Below are 18,789 nucleotides of genomic sequence, written 5' to 3'. Positions count from 1 at the left end.
GCAATGAAAAAAGGGCCGCCCGGCCCTTTCGTTTTTTCCAGCGTCAGCAGCGATCTGCCGGCACTCAATGCGAGGTCTCATCCTCCGGTCTGGCCGGATCATCACGCCGCCGTGCCGGGTGCGCCTCCGCACCTCCCAGGACCGACGCCATCACCTTGGCCGGTACCGGTTCCCTCGCCGCCAGGGCATCGCACCAGCGCTCCACCATCTCCACCACGCAACGCGCATAGTGCTCGCCGTCGACCGGCTTGGGCTGGTATTGACTGGCACCGGCCGCCAGTGCCGCCTGCTCGCCCTCCATGTCCCGCGAGGGAAACACCACCACCGGCGCCTGCGCCAGATGCTTGCTGGCGCGCAACTCGCGCAGCAGCTCCAGACCGTCGTAGCAGCCCATGTCGGACTCCAGCAGGATCAGACAAGGCGCCACGCCATCGCCGCTGCGCCGCCCCTGCAGCAGGCAACGCCGGGCGCTGGCCGCATCGGGGCAACTGCGGAAGGCGCAATGCAGACCCGAGCGCCACAGCGCGAAACGGGCCAGCTCGACGGCTTCCTGGCTGGGATCGATCATCACGATACTGGGGAAATTCATTCTTGGGACATCCTGTGAAACAACTGAAGCAAGGGCAGACTGCCAGCTACCGTTGTACAGGAGCACGGCCGTCGCCGGCATCGGGAAATTCCTGACGTCCCGGCCGAAGCTGACAGCAAGCTGTCAGGATTTCCCCTATCGGCGAATCACGATGGACTGGCTAGACTGGCAACAGTTGATCCTCCACTCCAAGGAAGCCCCTGTCCATGATGCCCTTTACCAAAGTCCGTGTCCCCGTTCCCGCCGCCCTGCTAGGCATGGTCGAGTTGTACGTCAGCGGCGGCGCCCGCCTCGTCACGGCGCGCGGCGGCGCCACCCATGACTGGGCCAGCCTCAACGCCAGCCCGTGCAAGGTACTGGATTGGTTTGCCACGGCTGGCTTCGCCGCCAGCGGGGAACGTGCTGCCCTGTCCAGCTTCCGGCCCTGCGCACAGCGCCTGGCCAGCCTGGACCAGCTCAAGAATACGGTGCGCCCACCGCTGGCAGTGCCACGCTTCTGGCAGCTCGACGGCAGCAACTACGGGTTCGATGCCAGCCCGCACCTGCCCTATTGGCTGGCCATGAACGACGCCTCCTTCATCCCTCTGCTGGTGCCGGCGCACCAGGTCGCGCATTTCTCGCAGGCCCTGGTGGCGTGAAGCTCCCTGCCCTTCCTTCAGCGTTAATTCAACGTTACGTCAACGTTACTTCAGCATTCCTCCAGCACTACTTCAGCGGCAGATAGATATCGGTCAGCAGCTCGCCCGGCGGCGTATCCGGCAGCAGATTGAGGTAGTGGAAGTACAGCGGGAAATCACGCAATTCCTCCCCACTGCCGGGCAGCCACTGACGATAGAGCGGATAGATGCTCTCGGCCAGGCGTTCGTGCGCGCCCGCATGCCGCACCCGGGCGCAGCGCCCACCCGGAATCAGCTTCTCCACCAGGCCTTGCGGATTGTCCGGCAGGGCGCTCTCGATTTCTCCGCAGATATCGAAACGGAATTGCTCCGGCGGCGTGGTATCCGGATTGTCCCAGGCCAGACCAAAGGTGCGGCAGCGCTCCACTGGCGACAGGCCTGATGACTTGCGCCATTCGATGAAACGCGCCACCGTGGCGTTGAGATTGGGCACCGGACCGCGATGCTCCAGCACGGCGATGCGAACGGGTTCTACCATGACGATATCGACTTGCACGTCCACTTTCCTTTCAGGGATACGGAACACATAACGCTCGTTCCAGGCCGGCCAGTCGGGCGCACGCCGGAACTGCGAAGGCGATTGTCCGAAGGCGCTCCTGAAAGCGCGGGTAAAGGATTCCGGATTTTCAAAACCGGCCTGCAGGGCGATCTCGATGATCCTGCTCTCGTGCCGGAACGCCAGTTGCAGGCTGGCCCGTTTCAGACGCATGAGCAGGATATAGCGAGCCACCCCGACACCGACGAAGTCGGCAAACTGCCGCTGGAAATGGAACCGCGAAAAATGGGCGACGCCGGCCAGGCGATCTACATCAAGCGCATCGTCGAGATGACGTTCGATATGGTCAAGTACCCGTTCGAAACGGGCTACATAGGATTTTCTGCGGGCGTCACTCATCTTGTCCTCGGTTCACGGGACGTACTGTGCAAGAATCGGCAGGCGAAATCCTGACCGAAATTGCGCAATGTTTTCATGAAATGATGCGCCTGCGCCACTTCAAGGTCGCCCATCATGGTAAAACACCGCTCCCATCAATCCGACATCTGTCGTAGCCGCCAATGTCCGCCTTCTCGTTGCTTTCGTTGCTTTCGTTGCCCTCACAGCCATCGCTACCATCTCTCACCGCCACCCTGCTGCTGATGCTGGCCATCTGCACCGTCTGGCTTCCTGCGCTGCCCCTGCGTGGCCCGATGCGGCTGCCGCCCTGGCTGCTCTTGCTGGTGCTGGCCGTGGTCGCGGCCCTGCTCAACGGCCAGCTCACCGTGACCGGCGTGCTCGGCTTGCTGCTGCTGGGCGTGAGCGCGTGGCGAGCCGCCCATGCACGCCATGCACAACACGCATGGCCGGCCGGCATGTGGCTGATCCCGGTCATCGTGCTGAGCCTGCTATTGGCCATGCATCGCTGGCCGGGCTTTCTCAATCCGCTGGTCCTGCCGCGCCAGGCCGTCACGCAGGACGCGCTACCCTTCATGCTGTATGCGAATCTCGACAAGGGTGCTGCCGGGCTGTTGCTGCTGGCGCTGCTGGCGCCGCGTTGCCATGCATGCAAGCAATGGCAGGCCGCACTGCGCCGCGCACTGCTGCCGGGCCTGCTTACCATCGTAGTGGTCATGCTGTCGGGCTGGCTGCTCGGCATGGTGCGGCCCGAAGCCAAGTGGCCGCCCTTTGCCGCCACCTTCCTCGCCATCAACCTGTTGTTGACGGTGGTGGCGGAAGAAGCCTTCTTCCGTGGGCTGATCCAGCAGCGCCTGCAACTGGCGCTGCACACGCTGCGCGGCGGGAAATTGCTGGCCGTCGTGGTGTCGGCCGTGCTGTTCGGCGCGGCCCATCTGGGGGGAGGGATGGTCTATGCCGCACTGGCGAGCGTGGCCGGTCTCGGCTATGCCATCGTCTTCCAGCGCAGTGGTCGCATCGAAGCCGCCATCGCGGTCCACTTCGCGCTCAATGCCGTGCACTTCCTCGGCTTTACCTATCCCGCGCTGGCCTGATACGGCGTCACCCGTTCAGGGCGCGATCCATTGTCCGCGCCACGCGCCGTCGTCGCGGCGGAACACGGCGCGGCAATGCTGACCCGGCGTCAGGTCGAGGTATTCGATGGCATCCAGCACCACCTCGACCAGGGTGAAATTGTCGAAGCCGCTGTGCGCGGGCTCTGACGGAACATGGCCGTCCTCCGGCTGGGCGATGACCGTTCCCGGTGGATGCGGGGTCTGGTAGAGGATCAGCGTATGCGGCCGCGCCCCGTCCCACATGCGTCGCACACGCGCACCGTCCTGCACCGGGCGCGCCCTGCCGTTCAGGCGCAGTTGCACATGTCGATCCAAATCCAGCGACAGCATGGCCACCCGGTCATCGGCATCGATGTCGGCCAGCTTGGGAGAACGACGGTCCGTATGGAAGGCGAGCGTGCCGGTCGACTCGTCAGCCTCGCGCAAGACGATGGAGCGCAATTGGGGCGCACCGTCCAGCCCCAGGGTCGCAAGCTGCCAGATGGTAAAAGCTGATCGGGTGGGACTGGCGCCGAGGCGCAGGGCATCCCACAGATGGGTATGGAGTTCGGGCAAGTTCATGGCGGCATTGTAGAGCCTGGTTCGACGTGCTGCTTCGATCCGCCTCTGCTGGAAAATCACCCGCCCGAAAAAAACGACATCGTTATGTCAGTTCAGCGTCAGTGCATTGTCAGAGCGCTGTGCCAACATGGATGCTCAAGCATGTCCCCCATCGAAGTCCAGATTGCAGCACGTCCCTCTCCCCGCGCCACGGCGGGAAAACACGGAGCCTGGCATGAAAATCTACTGGTCGCTCAAACAGATACCCGAACTTTCCTGCCTTGACCGCCGGCAACGCCTTGCGCGCTGGCGAGGCGTCTCGCTGCGTTTGTTTCATCACTGGCAGACCTGGCTGGGCCTGTTGGCCTGCGCCTTGCTGGCGGGGCTGGGACGCAGTATCTGCATGGGCTATCCCGGCAGCATCGCCGGAGCACTTGTCGGCGCGCAGTGCTATTGGCACGCCTGCGTCTACGTTGCCCGACGCCACTATCGCCGTTTGCTTGCGCACGGTGACGAGGACGGCGCCGACACCTTGCCAGCGCCCGACCTGCGCCAATGAAAACGCCCGCTTGCGCGGGCGTCATCGTCAATGGAAGTCTTGCCCAGGTTCAGAAGGCGCCGACATAGTTTTCCGCCAACGCCGTCGACAGCGCCCGCGAATTGACCACGTTCTCCAGTTCGGCACGCTGTATCTGCCGCTGGAAGGGCGAGGCGTCCTCGAAGGTATGCAGCATGCTGGTCATCCACCATGAGAAGTACTCGGCGCGCCAGATGCGCTTGAGCGCCAGTTCGGTATAGGAAGCCAGGCCTTCCTCGCTGGATGTGCGATAGAAATCCTCGATCCCCTCGGCCAGGCGCTTGACGTCCCCTACTGCCAGGTTCAACCCCTTGGCCCCGGTCGGTGGCACGATGTGGGCCGCATCGCCGGCCAGGAACAGGCGCCCGTGCTGCATCGGCGTGGACACGAAACTGCGCATGCCGATGATGCCTTTCTGGAAGATCTTGCCCTCCTTCAGACTCCAGCCGTCGCCATTTTCCAGGCGGCAGTGGAATTCGTTCCAGATGCGGTCATCGCTCCAGTTGTCTACGCTGTCCTTGGGGTCGCACTGGAAGTAGAGCCGCTGCACGGTAGGCGAGCGCGTGCTCACCAGCACGAAACCGCGGTCATGCTGCGCATAGATCAGCTCGTCCGAGGACGGCGGCGCTTCCACCAGCACGCCGAACCAGCCGAAGGGATAGACCCGCTGATAGTCCTGGCGCTTGCTGTCCGGAATGGCCGGGCGGGAGACGCCATGGAAGCCGTCGCAGCCGGCAATGAAATCGGCCTCCAGCGTATGCTGTTCACCCGCGTGCAGGAAGCGCACGCGGGGCTTGTCGGTGTCGACACCTTCGATCGTGGTACCGCTGACCTCGAACAGCAGTTGCCCCTGTGCAGCCAGGCGCGCAGCCACCAGGTCCTTGATCACTTCATGCTGGGCATAGACGGTAATGGCCTTGCCGGTCAACTCAGTCAGGTCGATCCGGTGACGCTGCCCGCCGAAGGCCAGTTCGATGCCATGGTGCAAGGCGCCTTCGCGCTTCATGCGTTCCCCCACGCCGGTATCGGTGAGGATGTCCATGGTGCCCTGTTCCAGCACGCCGGCGCGGATGGTGGACTCGATTTCTTCGCGGCTGCGGGTTTCCAGCACGACCGATTCGATGCCTTTGAGATGCAACAGATGGGATAACAATAAACCGGCCGGGCCGGCGCCGATGATGGCGACTTGGGTACGCATGGGGGTCTCCGTAATGAAGGTTGTTTTTTGTTCTGGTATGGAGCGAATCTTAGTCGCCAGGCGGCCATATAAAAATGGATGATCCCGGCAAAAACTTGTACTATTTTTACAGAACAGAACGACAAACCCTACCCAAAGCGCGACGGACGGAGACCCCATGCCCCTGGCACGCAACAAACCCCGCACCAGCGAGGTCCCCCAGTTTTCCTTGTACGGCGAGGCTGTGCGGCCGGATGATGCCGAATCGGTCCATATCGAACTGATCGAGACGCGCAGCCGCATCCATGACTGGCATATTGCACCGCACACACATGCCGGACTTTTTCAGGTACTTTTTTTAATGTCCGGCCATGTCAGCGCGCTGATGGAGGACGAGGTATGGGACTATGACGGCCCGGTCGTCATCACCATCCATCCATCACTGGTGCATGGCTTTGACTTTTCGGAACAGGCGGTAGGTTTCGTGCTGACGGTGGACCCGCACATCGTGTTTTCAGGCGGTGGCGGCGAGGCCCATGGCGAGCTGTTTTCTCCGCTGTTCCTGCGACCGATGGCCATCGAACTGGGGCGGGTTCCGGACTTGCATGCCCGCATGGAAACCCTGCTGCGCCTGCTGATCGCCGAATCAGCCGCGCCCCGCACCGGGCACGCATTGATGCTGGAATGGCTGGCACGCAGCGTGATGTTGCTACTGGTGCGACTGGAGGCTGACCATCGCTCGGCCGAGCTCAGCGGACGCGGGGATTTCGAACTGTTCAGTCGCTTCCGCACGCTGGTGGAGCAACATTTCCGGGAACAATGGCAAGTCGCGGTGTATGCCGACAAGCTGCGCGTCACGCCCAGCCGCCTGAACCGCCTGTGCCTGAAACTGGCGGGCCATTCCGCATTCGACCTGGCGCAGCAGCGGCTGATCCTGGAAGCCTGCCGCAAGCTGACCTATGTGCCATCCGGGGTGGCGACCATCGCCTATGAGCTGGGCTTCCAGGACCCCGCCTACTTCAGCCGTCTCTTCAAACGACACATGGGCGTGACGCCCAAGCAGTACCGTCGCACGCACGTGGAGGAATGAGCTGACGGCGCCCCCCTTTCCTGCGCCTAGAGCAGCGCGCCCAATTCCACCTGTATCTTGAGCATGGCCGGCAGGCAGCGTTCGACCATGTCCTCCAGCTTCATCCGCCCCGCATGCACGCTGATGTTCATGGCCGCCACCACCTCGCCGCGGAAGTTGCGCACCGGCACGGCCATGGTGCGCAGGCCCAGTTCCAGTTCCTGATCCACCAGCGCATAACCCTGGGCGCGGGCGCGCGCGATCTCCAGGGCCAGGCGTTCAGGATCGGTGATGGTGTTGACGGTAATGGCCTCCGGTTGAGCGCGGGCCAGGATGACCTCGAGCTGCGCCTGAGGCAGATTGGCCAGCAGGATGCGGCCATTGGCAGTGCAATAGGCCGGCACCCGCGTCCCTGGCTGCAGGGTGGTCGAGACCAGTTGCCCCGCGCTCACCGCCGCTACGCACACCAGTTGATCGTGGTCCAGCACCCCGCACGAGGCCGCCTCGCCCAGCGAATAGGCCAGCCGGTACAGCAAGGGCTGCACGATGCGCGGCAGGCGTGCCGAGTGCAGGTAGGACTGGCCCAGCCGCAGCACCGTCGGCGTCAACGAAAAGGTCTTGTTGTCGTGGCGCATGTAACCCAGATGGGTCAGCGTGATGAGATACCGCCGGGCGGCGGCGCGGGTCAGTCCGGTCAAATGCGCCACCTCGGCGATGGTCAGGCGCGAGCGCTCCTGGTCGAAGGCTTCGATGACCTGCAGGCCCTTTTCCAGGCCCGCCACCAGGTCGCGCTTCAGCGGCCCCGCCTCGTCGTCCTCGGCCATGTCCTCGTCGATTCGCTCTTGCTGCATGCGTCCCCGCCCTGTGGATAAGACAAGTTGATACCGGTCACCGCAGGCTTGCTGCAGAAAATCGGCCATTTGTGCGATTCTCGCACAAAGCGGGCGAATGGCGAATATGCTGCGCTGCGTTAGCCTTGAGGCAGTCCGGGGGCTTGCCTACTATCTCCCCATACCCAAGCACGGCGCGCAAATCGCACATTCCAGCTAGCACGGCAATGTGTGCAGGCGCAGCCGCCCCTAACGACCTGAGGAGACCTCATGCAATTCGATGCCATCGAACCCGGTGTCTATCCGGAACTGATCTACCCCCCCTACAAATCCACCGCCAAGCGCGGTCCCACCCAGGCGCCCCTGCGCGTGCGCGACGAGACCGCCACCGGCACCAACCTGTTTGCCTCGCCCAGGCTGATCCTGCCGCACGATATGGACCTGACCAAGCAGGGCAAGGGCGAACCTCTGGGCGAGAAGATCGTCGTCACCGGCCGCGTGCTGGACGAAGACGGCAAGCCGGTACGCAATTCCCTGCTGGAAGTCTGGCAATGCAATGCCGCCGGCCGCTACTTCCACAAGAAGGACCAGCACGATGCGCCGCTGGACCCCAATTTCACCGGCTTCGGCAAGATGCTCACCGACGACGACGGTCGCTATCGCTTTGTCAGCATCAAGCCCGGACCCTATCCCTGGGGCAACCACCACAAGGCCTGGCGTCCGGCGCACATCCACTTCTCACTGTTCGGCAACGTCTATGCGCAGCGCCTGGTCACGCAGATGTACTTCCCCAATGACCCGCTGTTCGACTATGACCCGATCTTCCAGAGCATCCCTGACAAGGCTGCCCGCCAGCGCCTGATCTCGCGCTTTTCGCTGGAAGAGACGGTGGACGACAAGATGCTCGGCTACGAATTCGACATCGTCCTGCGCGGCCGCAACGGCACGCCCATGGGTATCTGACATACAGACTGAGCAGGAGCAGACATGAGCAATATCACCACCTCCCAAACCATCGGCCCCTTCCCTCACGAAGCCTGGGCCTGGGCCGTGGAACTGACCGCCCGCGTGGACAGCAGCGCCGCGCAGATCAAGGTTCGCGGTGCCATCTTCGACGGCGACGGCCAGCCCATCAACGACGCCTGGGCCGAGGCCTGGCTGCCCGGCAGCGCCCCGGCCGAGAGCGCCCATGCCATCCCCGGCTATCGTCGCGTACCGAGCGGCGAAGACGGCGGCTTCGCCTTCTCCATCTCGCAACCGCAGGCAGCGGCCGGCAAGCCGGTGGCCTATGTCACCGTGTTCGCCCGTGGCCTGGTCAAACACCAGTTCAGCGCGGTGTTCCTGGAAGACGACCCGGCCCTGGCACAATCGGCACTGCTGGAACAGGTACCGCCGAACCGCCGCGACACCCTCATCGCCCGCAAGCAGGCAGATGGCAGCTATCTGTGGAATATCCACATGCAGGGCGAGCACGAGACGGTATTCTTCGACTACATCTGATCTGAACTGACCGCCACCCACGGCGCCAGCAACAGGGGATCCGCAGGCTCAGGCCTGCCGGATCCCGTTTGCGTTACGGCACCATGGCGGCGGATCAACCTGGAGATTTCATGAGCGTTTCCATATTCGACAGCTTCCTCACCACGTCCGAGATGATCGCCGTCTTCGACGACCAGGCCGTGGTGCAAGCCATGCTGCGCTTCGAACAGGCGCTGGCCGAGGCCGAAGCCGCCGAAGGCGTGATTCCCGAGACCGCTGCCCGCGCCATCGCCAGTGTCTGCCGGGCGCCGCTGTACGACATCCCGGCACTGATCGTGGCCGGCCGCCGTGCCGGTGCGCTGGCCATCCCCCTGGTCAAGGAATTACAGCGCACGGTTGCGCTCTACAGCGAAGAAGCCGCGACCCATGTGCACTGGGGCAGCACCAGCCAGGATGTACTGGACACGGCCATGGTGCTGGTCACGCGCAACGCACTCGACCTGATCGACGCCGAACTGGCGACCCTGACGCAGCGACTGCTGGAACTGGCACGCAGCCATCTGGAAACACCGGTACTGGCGCGCACCCTGATGCAGCCAGCCCAGGTCACCAGCCTGGGCTTCAAATTCTGTGGCTGGGCCGCGCCGCTGCTGCGCTCGCGGGCGCAGTTGCAGAGCTTGTCCAGTCATGCCCTGCAACTGCAACTGGGCGGTGCAGTCGGCACGCTTGCGGTACTGGGTGACAAAGGACCGGCGGTCGCCGCCCGCATGGCGGCGGCACTGGAACTGGCCACGCCCGAAGCCGCCTGGCATACCCAGCGCGACCAATGGATCAGGCTGGGTACCGAGATGGCCGTACTGGCCGGCAGCCTGGGCAAAATCGCCACCGACCTGTCGCTGATGGCGCAAGGCGAGATCGCCGAACTGGCTGAGCCCTCCGGCAACGGCCGTGGCGGTTCCTCGGCCATGCCGCACAAGCGCAACCCGGTCTCCTCCATGATCGCGCTGGCCGCCGCTGCCCGCGCCCCACAGCAAGCCGCGGCGCTGCTGGCCGCCATGGGACAGCAGCACGAACGCGGCCTGGGCAACTGGCAAGCCGAACTGGCCGAGTGGCCGGCCCTGTTCCTCGGTGTACATGGCGCCCTGCGTGCGCTCAATGAAGCCTTCGCCGGCCTGCAGATCGACCAGGAGCGCATGCTGCGCAACATCGATGCCCTGCAGGGCCTGGTATTTGCCGAGTCGGCCTCCATCGCGCTGGCCACCGTGATCGGCCGCCCGCGAGCACATGCCCTGCTGGAACAACTGACGCGCAAGACCGTGGCCGAGGGCGGGCAGCTGGTGGACCTGCTGGTCGCGGCGGTGGAGTCTGACGAATCGCTGCACAAGAGTTTGGACAGCGCGCATCTGCGCGCCCTGTTCGACCCCGTCATCGCGACCCGCCCGGCACGCCGCCTGGCCGAGCAGCAGCTTGAAAGAATGCAGGCTGCACAAGGCAGGCCACCGGCCTGAGTGCAGCGTCCCCAACAAGAACACACCAAAACAGAGAGAGAACACCATGAGCTACGATCCGCTGGACCATGACTTCGAGCGCGGCATGCGCAACCGCCGCAGTGTGCTGGGCGATCAGTGGGTGGACCGGTCGGTGGCCAACGCCACCAACTTCAATGCCGACTTCCAGAATCTCATCACCCGCTTCGCCTGGAACGAAATCTGGGGCCGCCCCGGTCTGGACCACAAGACCCGCCGCATCATCGTGCTGGCCATCACCATCGCCCTGGGCCGCTGGGAAGAATTCGAACTGCACGTCCGTGCCGGCCTCACCGCCGATCCCGCGACTCGTCTGACGCCGGACGAAATGAAGGAAGTCATGATCCAGGCAGCAGTCTATGCCGGCGTCCCGGCGGGCAATACTGCCTTCACCCACGCGCAGAAAATCCTGCGTGAAGTGGGTGAGCAGATCGGCTATGTGGTTGCGCCGCAGGCGCCTGCCAACAGCGTGCATCCCGGCATCGGCCGTGCGGGTCGTACCACCTCTTCCCCGGCGCTGCATTACACCTTACGCGAGCCCCGTAACGGCAAGTCTCCGCGCCATACGGTGGTGCTGTCACATGCGCTGGGTGCCGACCTGATGATGTGGGATGGGCTGGCCAACAGGCTGTCGGCAGATTGCCGCGTGATTGCCTATGATCATCGCGGGCATGGCAGCTCGGAGAAGCTGGATGGCCTCTACAGCATGGCCGACCTGGCCGACGATGCGGCGCGCCTGCTGCGTGAGCTCGATACCGGGCCGGTGGTATGGGTGGGTCTGTCCATGGGTGGCATGGTGGGGCAGGAGCTGGCGTTGCGGCATCCCGGACTGGTGCGGGCGCTGGTGCTGGCCAATACCACCTCGGCCTATCCGGAGGCGGCGCAGGCGGCCTGGCAGCAGCGTATTGCTACCGTGCGGGCGGACGGAATCGAGGCGATTGCCGATGCCGTGATGGGGCGCTATTTCCATGAGGGCTTCCGGGTGGCACACGGGGCGACGGTGGCGCGCTATCGTCATCGGCTGGTCACTACCGATGCAATGGGCTATGTCGGATGCTGTCATGCGGTCGGGACGGTGGATACCACTGCACGGCTTGGTGCCATCAAGGTGCCTACGCTGGTGATTGCGGGGGAGCTGGATCAGGGGACGCCGGTGGCCATGGCACAGGCCCTGGTGGATGCGATCGCTGCTGCCCGGCTGGAGGTGATTGCCGGGGCTTCTCATATCAGTGCGGTGGAGCAGCCTGTGGTGTTTGATGGGCTGGTTGCCGGGTTTATTGAAGGGTTGTGAATTTTTTGCTGGACTTGAGTAGTCTGCACGGAAATCTTTCCTGCGCCCTGGCTTAATGTCTATCTTTCTCCGGGCGGGACGGAGCGCCGGGGGCGGCCCGGCAGCCGCTCACTTTTCTTGCTTCGCCAAGAAAAGTAAGCAAAAGAAGGCGACCGCTACTGCCCCGCCCTCCTTCGGAGGGTCCCCACGTTGGCACCCACGAGAACGGGAAAAATAGAGTCGCTTCGCTCCCACTATTTTCCTGATCCGTTCTCGTGGGCGCCAACGCGGCGGGTCAGAAGCGGACAGCCGATCCGGCTCGCCTTCGGCTTCGCTGAGGGCTCGCTGACGCTTCGGCTCTCTTCGATCCAACAAACTCCTTGGACCAGCCATTCCAACTTCAGATTCACCGACATCACATCACCCCCCTCCGACAAAGCCGAAGGCGAGTCGGCCCATGGCGAGGCCGAAGGCGAGCCCGTATGGCTATTCCCCTTAGAGCCAGCCACCGCAGCGGAGCGAAAAGTGGACAAGAAAAATAGTGGGAGCGAAGCGACTCTATTTTTCCCACTTTTTGCTCCGCTGCGGTGGGGACCCTCCGCAGGAGGGCTGGCTCTCAGGGGTCGCCTTCTTTTGCTTACTTTTCTTGGCGAAGCAAGAAAAGTGAGCGGCTGCCGGGCCGCCCCCGGCGCTCCGTCCCGCCCGGAGAAAGATAGAGATTAAGCCAGGGCGCAGGAAGAACTTCCGTGCAAACTACCCCAGCCCAACTACACAACAACCCAACGACCAAGCTGCGAAACCACTCAAACCCCAGGATCCCGCACCTTCTCCACCTTATCGAACTCAACGTTGTAGAACTCATTCCCCTTAGCCTCGGCCTTGCGCATATACACGGTCTGCACAATATCCCGCGTCCCCGCATCGATGCTCACCGGCCCCCTCACACTCTCCCAGCTCATCCCCTTCATCGCCGCCAGCAACTTCTCACCATCGGCATCCCCCCCCGTCTTCTTCAGCGATTCATACAGAAGATGCATACCGTCATAAGCCCCCACAGAATGGAAGTTGGCCCGCATCCCCTTATTGGCCTGCGCGATCCCCTCCACATACTCCTTGTTGGCCGCAGAAGCATGCGCCGCCGAATAATGATGACTGCTCACCACATCCTTGGCCGCCGCACCAATCCCGGCCATCAGATCATCATCCAGCACATCTCCGGTACAGATCAGCCGTATCCCCGCCGCGCCCAGCCCACGCTCGGTGAACTGCTTGAGCACCGCCGCCCCCTCACCCGAGGGCACGAAGACGAACAACGCCTCCGGCCGGGCATCCTTCACCCGCTGCAGGAAGGGCGCATAGTCAGGATTGCGCAACGGCACCCGCACACTCTCCACCACCTTGCCGCCTGCCTCGCCGAAGGTCTTCACGAACACCTTCTCCGCATCCAGCCCCGGCCCATAATCCGACACGAAGGTCACCACGCTCTTGATCCCATTCTTCGCTGCCCATGACGCCAGCGGCGACGTCACCTGCGCCAGCGTGAAACCAGTACGCACGATATAGGGCGAACGCTGCACGATGATGGAGGTAGCCGCAGCCGTCACGATCATCGGCACCTTGGCCTGGGTCGCGATGGGAGCTGCCGCCAGCGCCAGCGGCGTCAGGCCGAAGCCCATCAGGACTTGTGCCTTGTCACGCGCCACCAGCTCCTGCGCCAGTCGCTTCGTGACGTCAGGTGAAACACCACCATCATCCTTGAGCAGGATGTCCACCTTGCGCCCGGCCACGCTGTCGCCGTTCTTCTGCTGGTACAGCTTCACCGCCGCTTCGATCTGCCGCCCCGTCGAGGCAAACGGCCCCGACATCGGCACGATCAGGCCGACCTTCAGCGGGTCGGCGGCGCGTGCCAGCAGGGGCAGGCCAGTCGCGGTCAGTGCTGCGCCGGCCAGCATCAATTGGCGACGCCTTGCATCGATCATTTCGCTCATCGTGTCTCCTCTCTTTAGTTATTCAAAGATCCAGCACCAGCAATGCGCTCTTTGCGCGGGAACAACAAGGGGTGAACTGATCATTGGCGGCGCGCTCCTCATCGGTCAGGTACTGATCGCGATGATCGGGCTCACCCTCCAGCACGCGGGTGAGGCAGGTGCCACAGATGCCCTGCTCGCACGACACCGGCACATCCACGCCATGCTCGGACAGCACCTGGATCACCGTGCGCCCGGGCGGGATGGCATAGACCTGGCCGCTGCTGGCCAGCTTCACGTCGAAGGCGGCGTTGCCGTCGGCCTGCGCCGGTGCTGCGCCGAAATACTCGAAGTGCAGCTGCGACTCCGGCCAGCCGCGTCTGCGGGCCGTCTCCAGCACGTGTGCAATAAAGCCGGTTGGGCCGCAGACATAGATACGGGTGGAGGGATCGGTCCTGGACAGCAAGGCGTCGAGGTCGAGTTTCTGATCGGCCTCGCCATCGTCGTAGTGATGCACGATACGATCGGCGAAGGTCGAAGCGGCAATGCGCTCGCGAAATGCCTGGCGCATTGGCGAGCGCGCACAATAGTGCAGCTCGAACGAATCCCCAGCGGTGGCCAATGCCTCGGCCATGCAGAGGATGGGGGTGACACCGATGCCGCCGGCCAGCAGCAGGCTGTGCGGCGCCGGCTGCAATGCGAACTGGTTGCGCGGCGCGCTGATGGTGATGAGGTCGCCCACCTTCAGCGCATCATGCACGGCCAGCGAACCGCCACGCGACTGCGGATCGCGCAGAACACCGATCTGGTAGCGATGCCGTTCATGGGGCGCATTGCACAACGAATACTGGCGCAGCAAGCCGCCCGGCAGATGCACATCGATATGCGCCCCGGCTGCAAACTCCGGCAAAGGCCCGCCATCGACGGCCACCAGCTCCAGGCCGATGATGCCCTCGGCCTCTTCGCGACGTGCGGCGACCTTGACCTGCAATGTCGTCATGCTGCCCCCTTATGCCGCTGCGGACTTGCCGGCCTCGGCGTCGCGGGCCAGCCACTTGTCGAGGATCTTGCGCGACTGCACGCCGCCGGCATCGATGTTCAGTGCCAGCAGGCGCCGCTCGGGATACTTCAGCAGGTTGGCCTGCTGCAGTTCCAGCATTTCACGGTCCTCGCCGAAGATCTTGCCCTGGCCGTCACGAATGGTGGCCGTCAGCTCCTGATCGTCGGGACGGAAATGACGTGCCATGCCCCAGAAGTACCAGTGCGAGGTCTCGGTCTCGGGCGTGATGAAGTCGACCACGATGCTGGATGCCTTGTGCTGCGCGGGCGCCTCGTAGCCGCCATGGCCGGCATGGGCCACGCCGACTTCGATCATGACGTGGCTGGGTGGGGTGAAGCGACAGACCTGCCAGCGATCCACCGGGACATCATCGGCCAGGCCATTGCCGCGCAAGGCCATGCGCCAGAACGGCGGCGCCATGATGTTTTCCATGTAGCGACTGGTGATGACCTGCTCACCTTCGACGCGGGTGTTCACGGGGGCCTCGTCGATTTCCTTCTGGCCGATGCTGGAGGCATGCACATAGGTCTCATGCGTGAGATCCATCAGGTTGTCGATCATCAGCCGGTAATCGCAGTTGATGTGATAGAGACCGCCACCATACGCCCACTCGGGGTTGTCCGCCCATTCGAGATGATGGATCAGGGCCGGATCGGCCAGCTCCTTCTCGCCCGGCCAGATCCAGATGAAACCGTAGCGCTCCACCACCGCAAAACTGCGGATGCACGGGAAGCCGCGCACCCGCTGGCCAGGCATGCTGACGGGCTTGCCGTCGCATCCCATTTCCAGTCCGTGGTAGCCACACACCAGCTGGCCGTCGCGCACGAAACCCAGTGACAGCGGCGCACCACGATGCGGGCAGAAATCCTCTACCGCCGCGACCTTGCCTTCGGCGCCACGATAGAACACGATCTTCTCGCCGCAGATCTGGCGGCCCAGCGGCTTGCTGGCAATTTCGTCGGGGGTACAGGCAACGTACCAGGCATTCTTGGGGAACATGACAGTCTCCTCTCGGGTGAATTCCTCAATCGGCGCGCAGCACGGACGGCCGGCGCCATGATCAGTCTTGGGTCTCTTGCTTGTTTGTTGATCCGCAGGTCTGTCGATTCTGTTGATCCAGATCCTGTCGGGTCTCCTGCTTTTTTGTTTTAATATTCAGTACACTGAATGTATGAGAAAAGTATCCGCTAATCCGCTGCGCAAGTAAACTCACTGGCGGAGTTTTTTCGTTGCGCGTTGCATCAATTGATTGAGGGAAAGCGCGGGCCTGCCCTACACTGCCGCTCACCTCGTCGCCCTGCCGATCCGAACTGCGAGCCACGGCTCATCGACTGACCACACCATGTCCACCACACCGCACCCCGACCAAGAAAGCCAGCTGATCGACCTGTACGAACATCCCGGTCACCTGTTGCGGCGCGCCCAGCAGATTTCGGTCTCGATCTTCCATGACGAGACCGGCGGCGTGGTCACGCCGGTGCAATACGCCATCCTGCGCATGCTCTCCAACCACCCCGGCATCGATCAGGTGACGCTGTCCGGGCTGGTGGCCATCGACACGTCCACCGGTGCCACCGTTTGTGCGCGGCTGGAAGAAAAAGGTCTGCTGGTGCGCGAAGTGATTCCGCACAACCGCCGCCAGCGCGCCCTGCGCATCACGCCGGCCGGCGAGGCCCTGCTGCAGGAACTGATTCCCGGATTGCAGCGGCTGCGCAAGCGCATCCTGGCACCGCTGGATGACGCCGAAAAAGCGCAATTCATGCTGCTGCTGGACAAGCTGGTGCACGAAAACAACCCGCATAGCCGCGCCCCGCTGGCCAGGTTGCGCAACGAAAGCTGCGATGAGGACTGAGGACGGTCCCACTTGCTACATACCCGTCGGAAACAGCGCCGTCGTCAGGCTACGCAGCCAGGCATTGCCGCCATCCTTGTGATACTTGCGATGCCAGTGCTGCTTGAGGTCCAGGGATGGCATCTCAAACCCGGGCTCCACCAGCCGGATATTGGAAAAGCGTGCCACGAACTCGCCGAAGGCACGCGGGACAGTGGCGATCAGGTCAGAGGTGGCGATCAACAGCGGGATAGACATGAAATGGGAAGTCGACAGGACTACCCGACGCCTGATCTTGCGACGTAGCAGGAAACGCTCGCACATGGGTTCGTCACGGCCTTCGGCATTGATGACGATATGCCCCATGGCAAGGAACTGATCCAGACTGATCTCCTGCGCCAGCAGCGGATGTTCGGCGCGCAGCAGGCAGACGAAATCATGTGAGAACAGCCGTTGCTGGAAGAAGTTACGGTTCTTCAAGTCGGGGAAATAGCCGATGGCCAGGTCCACCTCACCGCTTTCCAGCGCCACGACCAGTGCCTCGGGCGACATCGTCACCGTCTCCACGGAGGCATGCGGAGCCTCGTCACGAACCCGCTGCAGCAACCTCGGCAACAACATCAGCTCACCGATATCCGACAGCGCCAGCACGAAGCGCTTGGTGGTCGTGGCCGGCGTGAATTGTTCGCTGGCCAGCACTTCGGCATGAACCCGCTGCAGGATTTCGCGGGTGGGGTCGATCAGGGTGCAGGCGCGCGGTGTCGGCTGCATGCCGCGCCCGGTCTTCACGAATAGCGGATCACCCAGTGCGCTGCGCAGTTTGTTGAGCGCCATGCTCACCGCAGGCTGGCTCATGTCGAGCTTCCTTGCAGCCGCGCTGACACTGCGCTCCTCGAAGATTGCCAAGGCGATCGGCAATAGATTCAGATCGAAATTGGCCATTCTCCCCTCCCATTTCCCACATGAAAGATGCCGAACATACAGCGCCTGAAAATAGTTACCAATTCCAATGTCGAATAAACGTTATTCGTGATTAACGGATTCTCAAATAAAGTCAGAACGGTATGATTACGCGACGATAGTTTCCGCACGGACATACCCCGTCCACAACATGCTCAAGAAGATCAATGTCGCGGAGCTGGTCCTCGGGATGTACTTTTGCGGCTTCGACGCCGGCTGGCTCAATCATCCGTTCTGGAAGACCCGCTTCCTGCTCAAGCACGAGAACGACCTGGAACAGGCACGCGCCAGCGGCATCGCCTATTGCTGGATCGATATTTCGCGTGGTCGGGATGTGATGGCGGCGGTCGAAGATGATCGAATGACGGTGCCGTCAGGAGCCCCTCGGGACGGCGGTGATGATGACGCAGCACTTGCTGTCGAGGTCATCGTTACGAGGACGGCCGATGACCCGGCCCTGGAACAGGCCATCGCCCTGCGCGAACATGCAAGGGAGCTCACCCGCAGTATGTTCACCGCGGCCCGCATGGGCAGGGTGGTGGCCCTACCGCAATGCGTGGACCTGGTGAAAGAGATCGCCTGCTCGGTGCTGCGCGATCCGACCGGCTTGCTCAGCGTACTGCGCCTCAAGCTCAATGACGAATATACCTACCTGCACTCGGTAGCGGTATGCGCGCTGATGGTGGCCCTGGGCAGGACGCTGGGATTGAGCGAGTCGGCCTGTCGCGAGGCAGGACTGTGCGGTTATCTGCATGATGTGGGCAAGGCCTTCATCGACGACGACATCCTCAACAAGCCCGGCAGGCTCAGCGACGAGGAATTCGCCCTGATCAAGCGGCATCCGGAACTGGGGTACCAATACCTGATCCAGAACCCGGACATGCCAGCCTATGCCTGCGAGGTCTGCCTGCATCACCATGAAAGGCTGGACGGGCGCGGCTATCCCGATGCCCTGGCAGCCGAAGCAATCACCCAGTACACCCGGATGACGGCGATCTGCGACGTCTATGACGCGCTGACCTCGGAGCGTCCCTACAAACAGGGTTGGGACCCGGCCGATGCGCTCTACCAGATGGCCAGCTGGGAAGGACATTTCGATCGCCACCTATTGCTGGCTTTCGTCAAGACCCTGGGCATCTACCCGGTAGGCTCGTTAGGGCCTGTTCACATTTAATCTGCGAGATGCGTTGGCGCCAGAAGGCGTGGTGGCAAGGCGCGCGTCAGGGTTGG

The 18,789-nt window shown here is 63.0% G+C and carries 19 protein-coding genes; 10 read left to right on the top strand and 9 right to left on the bottom strand.

What is annotated here, in order from left to right:
• Window positions 1-64 precede the first annotated feature (64 nt).
• Window positions 65-589, bottom strand: coding sequence for a response regulator (locus tag HWE04_RS17925; RefSeq protein WP_006461678.1), 525 nt, complete (start codon window positions 587-589; stop codon window positions 65-67).
• A 206-nt stretch (window positions 590-795) separates the two neighbouring features.
• Here HWE04_RS17925 and HWE04_RS17920 point away from each other — a divergent pair, with 206 nt between their 5' ends.
• A complete protein-coding gene (locus HWE04_RS17920; RefSeq protein ID WP_077235979.1) occupies window positions 796-1,227 on the top strand; it encodes a hypothetical protein in 432 nt (143 codons plus the stop codon).
• Between the two features lie 67 nt (window positions 1,228-1,294).
• Here the strand turns inward: HWE04_RS17920 and HWE04_RS17915 are convergent, their stop codons facing one another.
• Window positions 1,295-2,161 carry an AraC family transcriptional regulator gene (locus HWE04_RS17915; protein WP_234294613.1) on the bottom strand — a complete coding sequence of 289 codons (867 nt, stop codon included), beginning with the start codon at window positions 2,159-2,161 and terminating at the stop codon, window positions 1,295-1,297.
• A gap of 161 nt (window positions 2,162-2,322) precedes the next feature.
• Here HWE04_RS17915 and HWE04_RS17910 point away from each other — a divergent pair, with 161 nt between their 5' ends.
• Window positions 2,323-3,252, top strand: coding sequence for a CPBP family intramembrane glutamic endopeptidase (locus HWE04_RS17910; protein WP_241813263.1), 930 nt, complete (start codon window positions 2,323-2,325; stop codon window positions 3,250-3,252).
• 15 nt (window positions 3,253-3,267) lie between these two features.
• On the opposite strand, the gene HWE04_RS17905 is transcribed toward HWE04_RS17910, so the two are convergent.
• Window positions 3,268-3,834, bottom strand: coding sequence for a pyridoxamine 5'-phosphate oxidase family protein (locus HWE04_RS17905; RefSeq protein ID WP_241813262.1), 567 nt, complete (start codon window positions 3,832-3,834; stop codon window positions 3,268-3,270).
• Window positions 3,835-4,048: 214 nt separating this feature from the next.
• On the opposite strand from HWE04_RS17905, the gene HWE04_RS17900 reads away from it, so the two are divergent.
• Window positions 4,049-4,372, top strand: coding sequence for a hypothetical protein (locus HWE04_RS17900; RefSeq protein WP_241813261.1), 324 nt, complete (start codon window positions 4,049-4,051; stop codon window positions 4,370-4,372).
• Between the two features lie 49 nt (window positions 4,373-4,421).
• On the opposite strand, the gene HWE04_RS17895 is transcribed toward HWE04_RS17900, so the two are convergent.
• Window positions 4,422-5,588 carry a 4-hydroxybenzoate 3-monooxygenase gene (locus HWE04_RS17895; RefSeq protein ID WP_241813260.1) on the bottom strand — a complete coding sequence of 389 codons (1,167 nt, stop codon included), beginning with the start codon at window positions 5,586-5,588 and terminating at the stop codon, window positions 4,422-4,424.
• Window positions 5,589-5,745: 157 nt separating this feature from the next.
• Between HWE04_RS17895 and HWE04_RS17890 the strand changes: the two genes are divergently transcribed.
• Complete coding sequence (locus HWE04_RS17890; RefSeq protein WP_241813259.1) at window positions 5,746-6,657, top strand: helix-turn-helix domain-containing protein; 912 nt, start codon at window positions 5,746-5,748, stop codon at window positions 6,655-6,657.
• A 26-nt stretch (window positions 6,658-6,683) separates the two neighbouring features.
• Here the strand turns inward: HWE04_RS17890 and HWE04_RS17885 are convergent, their stop codons facing one another.
• Entirely contained in the window at window positions 6,684-7,487 is an 804-nt protein-coding gene (locus HWE04_RS17885) for an IclR family transcriptional regulator domain-containing protein (protein WP_241813258.1), read from the bottom strand.
• A 249-nt stretch (window positions 7,488-7,736) separates the two neighbouring features.
• Here HWE04_RS17885 and pcaH point away from each other — a divergent pair, with 249 nt between their 5' ends.
• From pcaH to pcaCD, 4 genes are all read left to right on the top strand, one after another.
• Window positions 7,737-8,429, top strand: coding sequence for a protocatechuate 3,4-dioxygenase subunit beta (gene pcaH, locus HWE04_RS17880; protein ID WP_006461669.1), 693 nt, complete (start codon window positions 7,737-7,739; stop codon window positions 8,427-8,429).
• A 24-nt stretch (window positions 8,430-8,453) separates the two neighbouring features.
• The gene (locus tag HWE04_RS17875; RefSeq protein WP_102663457.1) at window positions 8,454-8,966 is read left to right on the top strand and encodes a protocatechuate 3,4-dioxygenase; all 513 of its coding nucleotides are present in this window, start codon (window positions 8,454-8,456) and stop codon (window positions 8,964-8,966) included.
• A 110-nt stretch (window positions 8,967-9,076) separates the two neighbouring features.
• Window positions 9,077-10,453, top strand: coding sequence for a 3-carboxy-cis,cis-muconate cycloisomerase (pcaB, locus tag HWE04_RS17870; RefSeq protein ID WP_241813257.1), 1,377 nt, complete (start codon window positions 9,077-9,079; stop codon window positions 10,451-10,453).
• A gap of 46 nt (window positions 10,454-10,499) precedes the next feature.
• On the top strand, window positions 10,500-11,762 hold the full coding sequence (gene pcaCD, locus HWE04_RS17865; RefSeq protein WP_241813256.1) for a bifunctional 4-carboxymuconolactone decarboxylase/3-oxoadipate enol-lactonase PcaCD: 1,263 nt from the start codon (window positions 10,500-10,502) through the stop codon (window positions 11,760-11,762).
• Between the two features lie 782 nt (window positions 11,763-12,544).
• Here the strand turns inward: pcaCD and HWE04_RS17860 are convergent.
• Genes HWE04_RS17860 through HWE04_RS17850 form a run of 3 tightly spaced genes read right to left on the bottom strand, consistent with a single transcriptional unit; the run spans window position 12,545 to window position 15,767 of the window.
• Window positions 12,545-13,729 carry an ABC transporter substrate-binding protein gene (locus HWE04_RS17860; protein ID WP_241813255.1) on the bottom strand — a complete coding sequence of 395 codons (1,185 nt, stop codon included), beginning with the start codon at window positions 13,727-13,729 and terminating at the stop codon, window positions 12,545-12,547.
• Window positions 13,730-13,751: 22 nt separating this feature from the next.
• Window positions 13,752-14,708, bottom strand: a complete 957-nt coding sequence (locus HWE04_RS17855; protein WP_241813254.1) for a PDR/VanB family oxidoreductase — start codon at window positions 14,706-14,708, stop codon at window positions 13,752-13,754.
• 9 nt (window positions 14,709-14,717) lie between these two features.
• Window positions 14,718-15,767: an aromatic ring-hydroxylating dioxygenase subunit alpha gene (locus tag HWE04_RS17850; RefSeq protein ID WP_241813253.1), complete on the bottom strand. Its 1,050-nt coding sequence runs from the start codon at window positions 15,765-15,767 to the stop codon at window positions 14,718-14,720.
• A gap of 343 nt (window positions 15,768-16,110) precedes the next feature.
• On the opposite strand from HWE04_RS17850, the gene HWE04_RS17845 reads away from it, so the two are divergent.
• Complete coding sequence (locus tag HWE04_RS17845; protein WP_077235993.1) at window positions 16,111-16,620, top strand: MarR family winged helix-turn-helix transcriptional regulator; 510 nt, start codon at window positions 16,111-16,113, stop codon at window positions 16,618-16,620.
• Between the two features lie 15 nt (window positions 16,621-16,635).
• Here the strand turns inward: HWE04_RS17845 and HWE04_RS17840 are convergent, their stop codons facing one another.
• On the bottom strand, window positions 16,636-17,541 hold the full coding sequence (locus tag HWE04_RS17840) for a LysR family transcriptional regulator (protein ID WP_039874051.1): 906 nt from the start codon (window positions 17,539-17,541) through the stop codon (window positions 16,636-16,638).
• A 169-nt stretch (window positions 17,542-17,710) separates the two neighbouring features.
• Between HWE04_RS17840 and HWE04_RS17835 the strand changes: the two genes are divergently transcribed.
• Window positions 17,711-18,733: an HD-GYP domain-containing protein gene (locus tag HWE04_RS17835; protein WP_446719240.1), complete on the top strand. Its 1,023-nt coding sequence runs from the start codon at window positions 17,711-17,713 to the stop codon at window positions 18,731-18,733.
• Window positions 18,734-18,789: the final 56 nt, after the last annotated feature.

This window comes from Herbaspirillum sp. C7C2, assembly GCF_022627865.1.
Classification (GTDB): domain Bacteria; phylum Pseudomonadota; class Gammaproteobacteria; order Burkholderiales; family Burkholderiaceae_D; genus Herbaspirillum; species Herbaspirillum frisingense.
This window is presented reverse-complemented; position numbering and strand designations above follow the sequence as displayed.

Bases quoted from the DNA above. Each gene is read 5' to 3' on its own strand.
- pcaCD (WP_241813256.1), top strand. From the start codon at position 10,500: ATGAGCTACGATCCGCTGGACCATGACTTCGAGCGCGGCATGCGCAAC.
- HWE04_RS17835 (WP_446719240.1), top strand. From the start codon at position 17,711: ATGCTCAAGAAGATCAATGTCGCGGAGCTGGTCCTCGGGATGTACTTT.
- HWE04_RS17905 (WP_241813262.1), bottom strand. From the start codon at position 3,834: ATGAACTTGCCCGAACTCCATACCCATCTGTGGGATGCCCTGCGCCTC.
- HWE04_RS17855 (WP_241813254.1), bottom strand. From the start codon at position 14,708: ATGACGACATTGCAGGTCAAGGTCGCCGCACGTCGCGAAGAGGCCGAG.
- HWE04_RS17885 (WP_241813258.1), bottom strand. From the start codon at position 7,487: ATGCAGCAAGAGCGAATCGACGAGGACATGGCCGAGGACGACGAGGCG.
- pcaH (WP_006461669.1), top strand. From the start codon at position 7,737: ATGCAATTCGATGCCATCGAACCCGGTGTCTATCCGGAACTGATCTAC.
- HWE04_RS17845 (WP_077235993.1), top strand. From the start codon at position 16,111: ATGTCCACCACACCGCACCCCGACCAAGAAAGCCAGCTGATCGACCTG.
- HWE04_RS17860 (WP_241813255.1), bottom strand. From the start codon at position 13,729: ATGAGCGAAATGATCGATGCAAGGCGTCGCCAATTGATGCTGGCCGGC.
- HWE04_RS17920 (WP_077235979.1), top strand. From the start codon at position 796: ATGATGCCCTTTACCAAAGTCCGTGTCCCCGTTCCCGCCGCCCTGCTA.
- HWE04_RS17840 (WP_039874051.1), bottom strand. From the start codon at position 17,541: ATGGCCAATTTCGATCTGAATCTATTGCCGATCGCCTTGGCAATCTTC.
- HWE04_RS17915 (WP_234294613.1), bottom strand. From the start codon at position 2,161: ATGAGTGACGCCCGCAGAAAATCCTATGTAGCCCGTTTCGAACGGGTA.
- HWE04_RS17900 (WP_241813261.1), top strand. From the start codon at position 4,049: ATGAAAATCTACTGGTCGCTCAAACAGATACCCGAACTTTCCTGCCTT.
- HWE04_RS17910 (WP_241813263.1), top strand. From the start codon at position 2,323: ATGTCCGCCTTCTCGTTGCTTTCGTTGCTTTCGTTGCCCTCACAGCCA.
- HWE04_RS17895 (WP_241813260.1), bottom strand. From the start codon at position 5,588: ATGCGTACCCAAGTCGCCATCATCGGCGCCGGCCCGGCCGGTTTATTG.
- HWE04_RS17875 (WP_102663457.1), top strand. From the start codon at position 8,454: ATGAGCAATATCACCACCTCCCAAACCATCGGCCCCTTCCCTCACGAA.
- HWE04_RS17890 (WP_241813259.1), top strand. From the start codon at position 5,746: ATGCCCCTGGCACGCAACAAACCCCGCACCAGCGAGGTCCCCCAGTTT.
- HWE04_RS17925 (WP_006461678.1), bottom strand. From the start codon at position 589: ATGAATTTCCCCAGTATCGTGATGATCGATCCCAGCCAGGAAGCCGTC.
- pcaB (WP_241813257.1), top strand. From the start codon at position 9,077: ATGAGCGTTTCCATATTCGACAGCTTCCTCACCACGTCCGAGATGATC.
- HWE04_RS17850 (WP_241813253.1), bottom strand. From the start codon at position 15,767: ATGTTCCCCAAGAATGCCTGGTACGTTGCCTGTACCCCCGACGAAATT.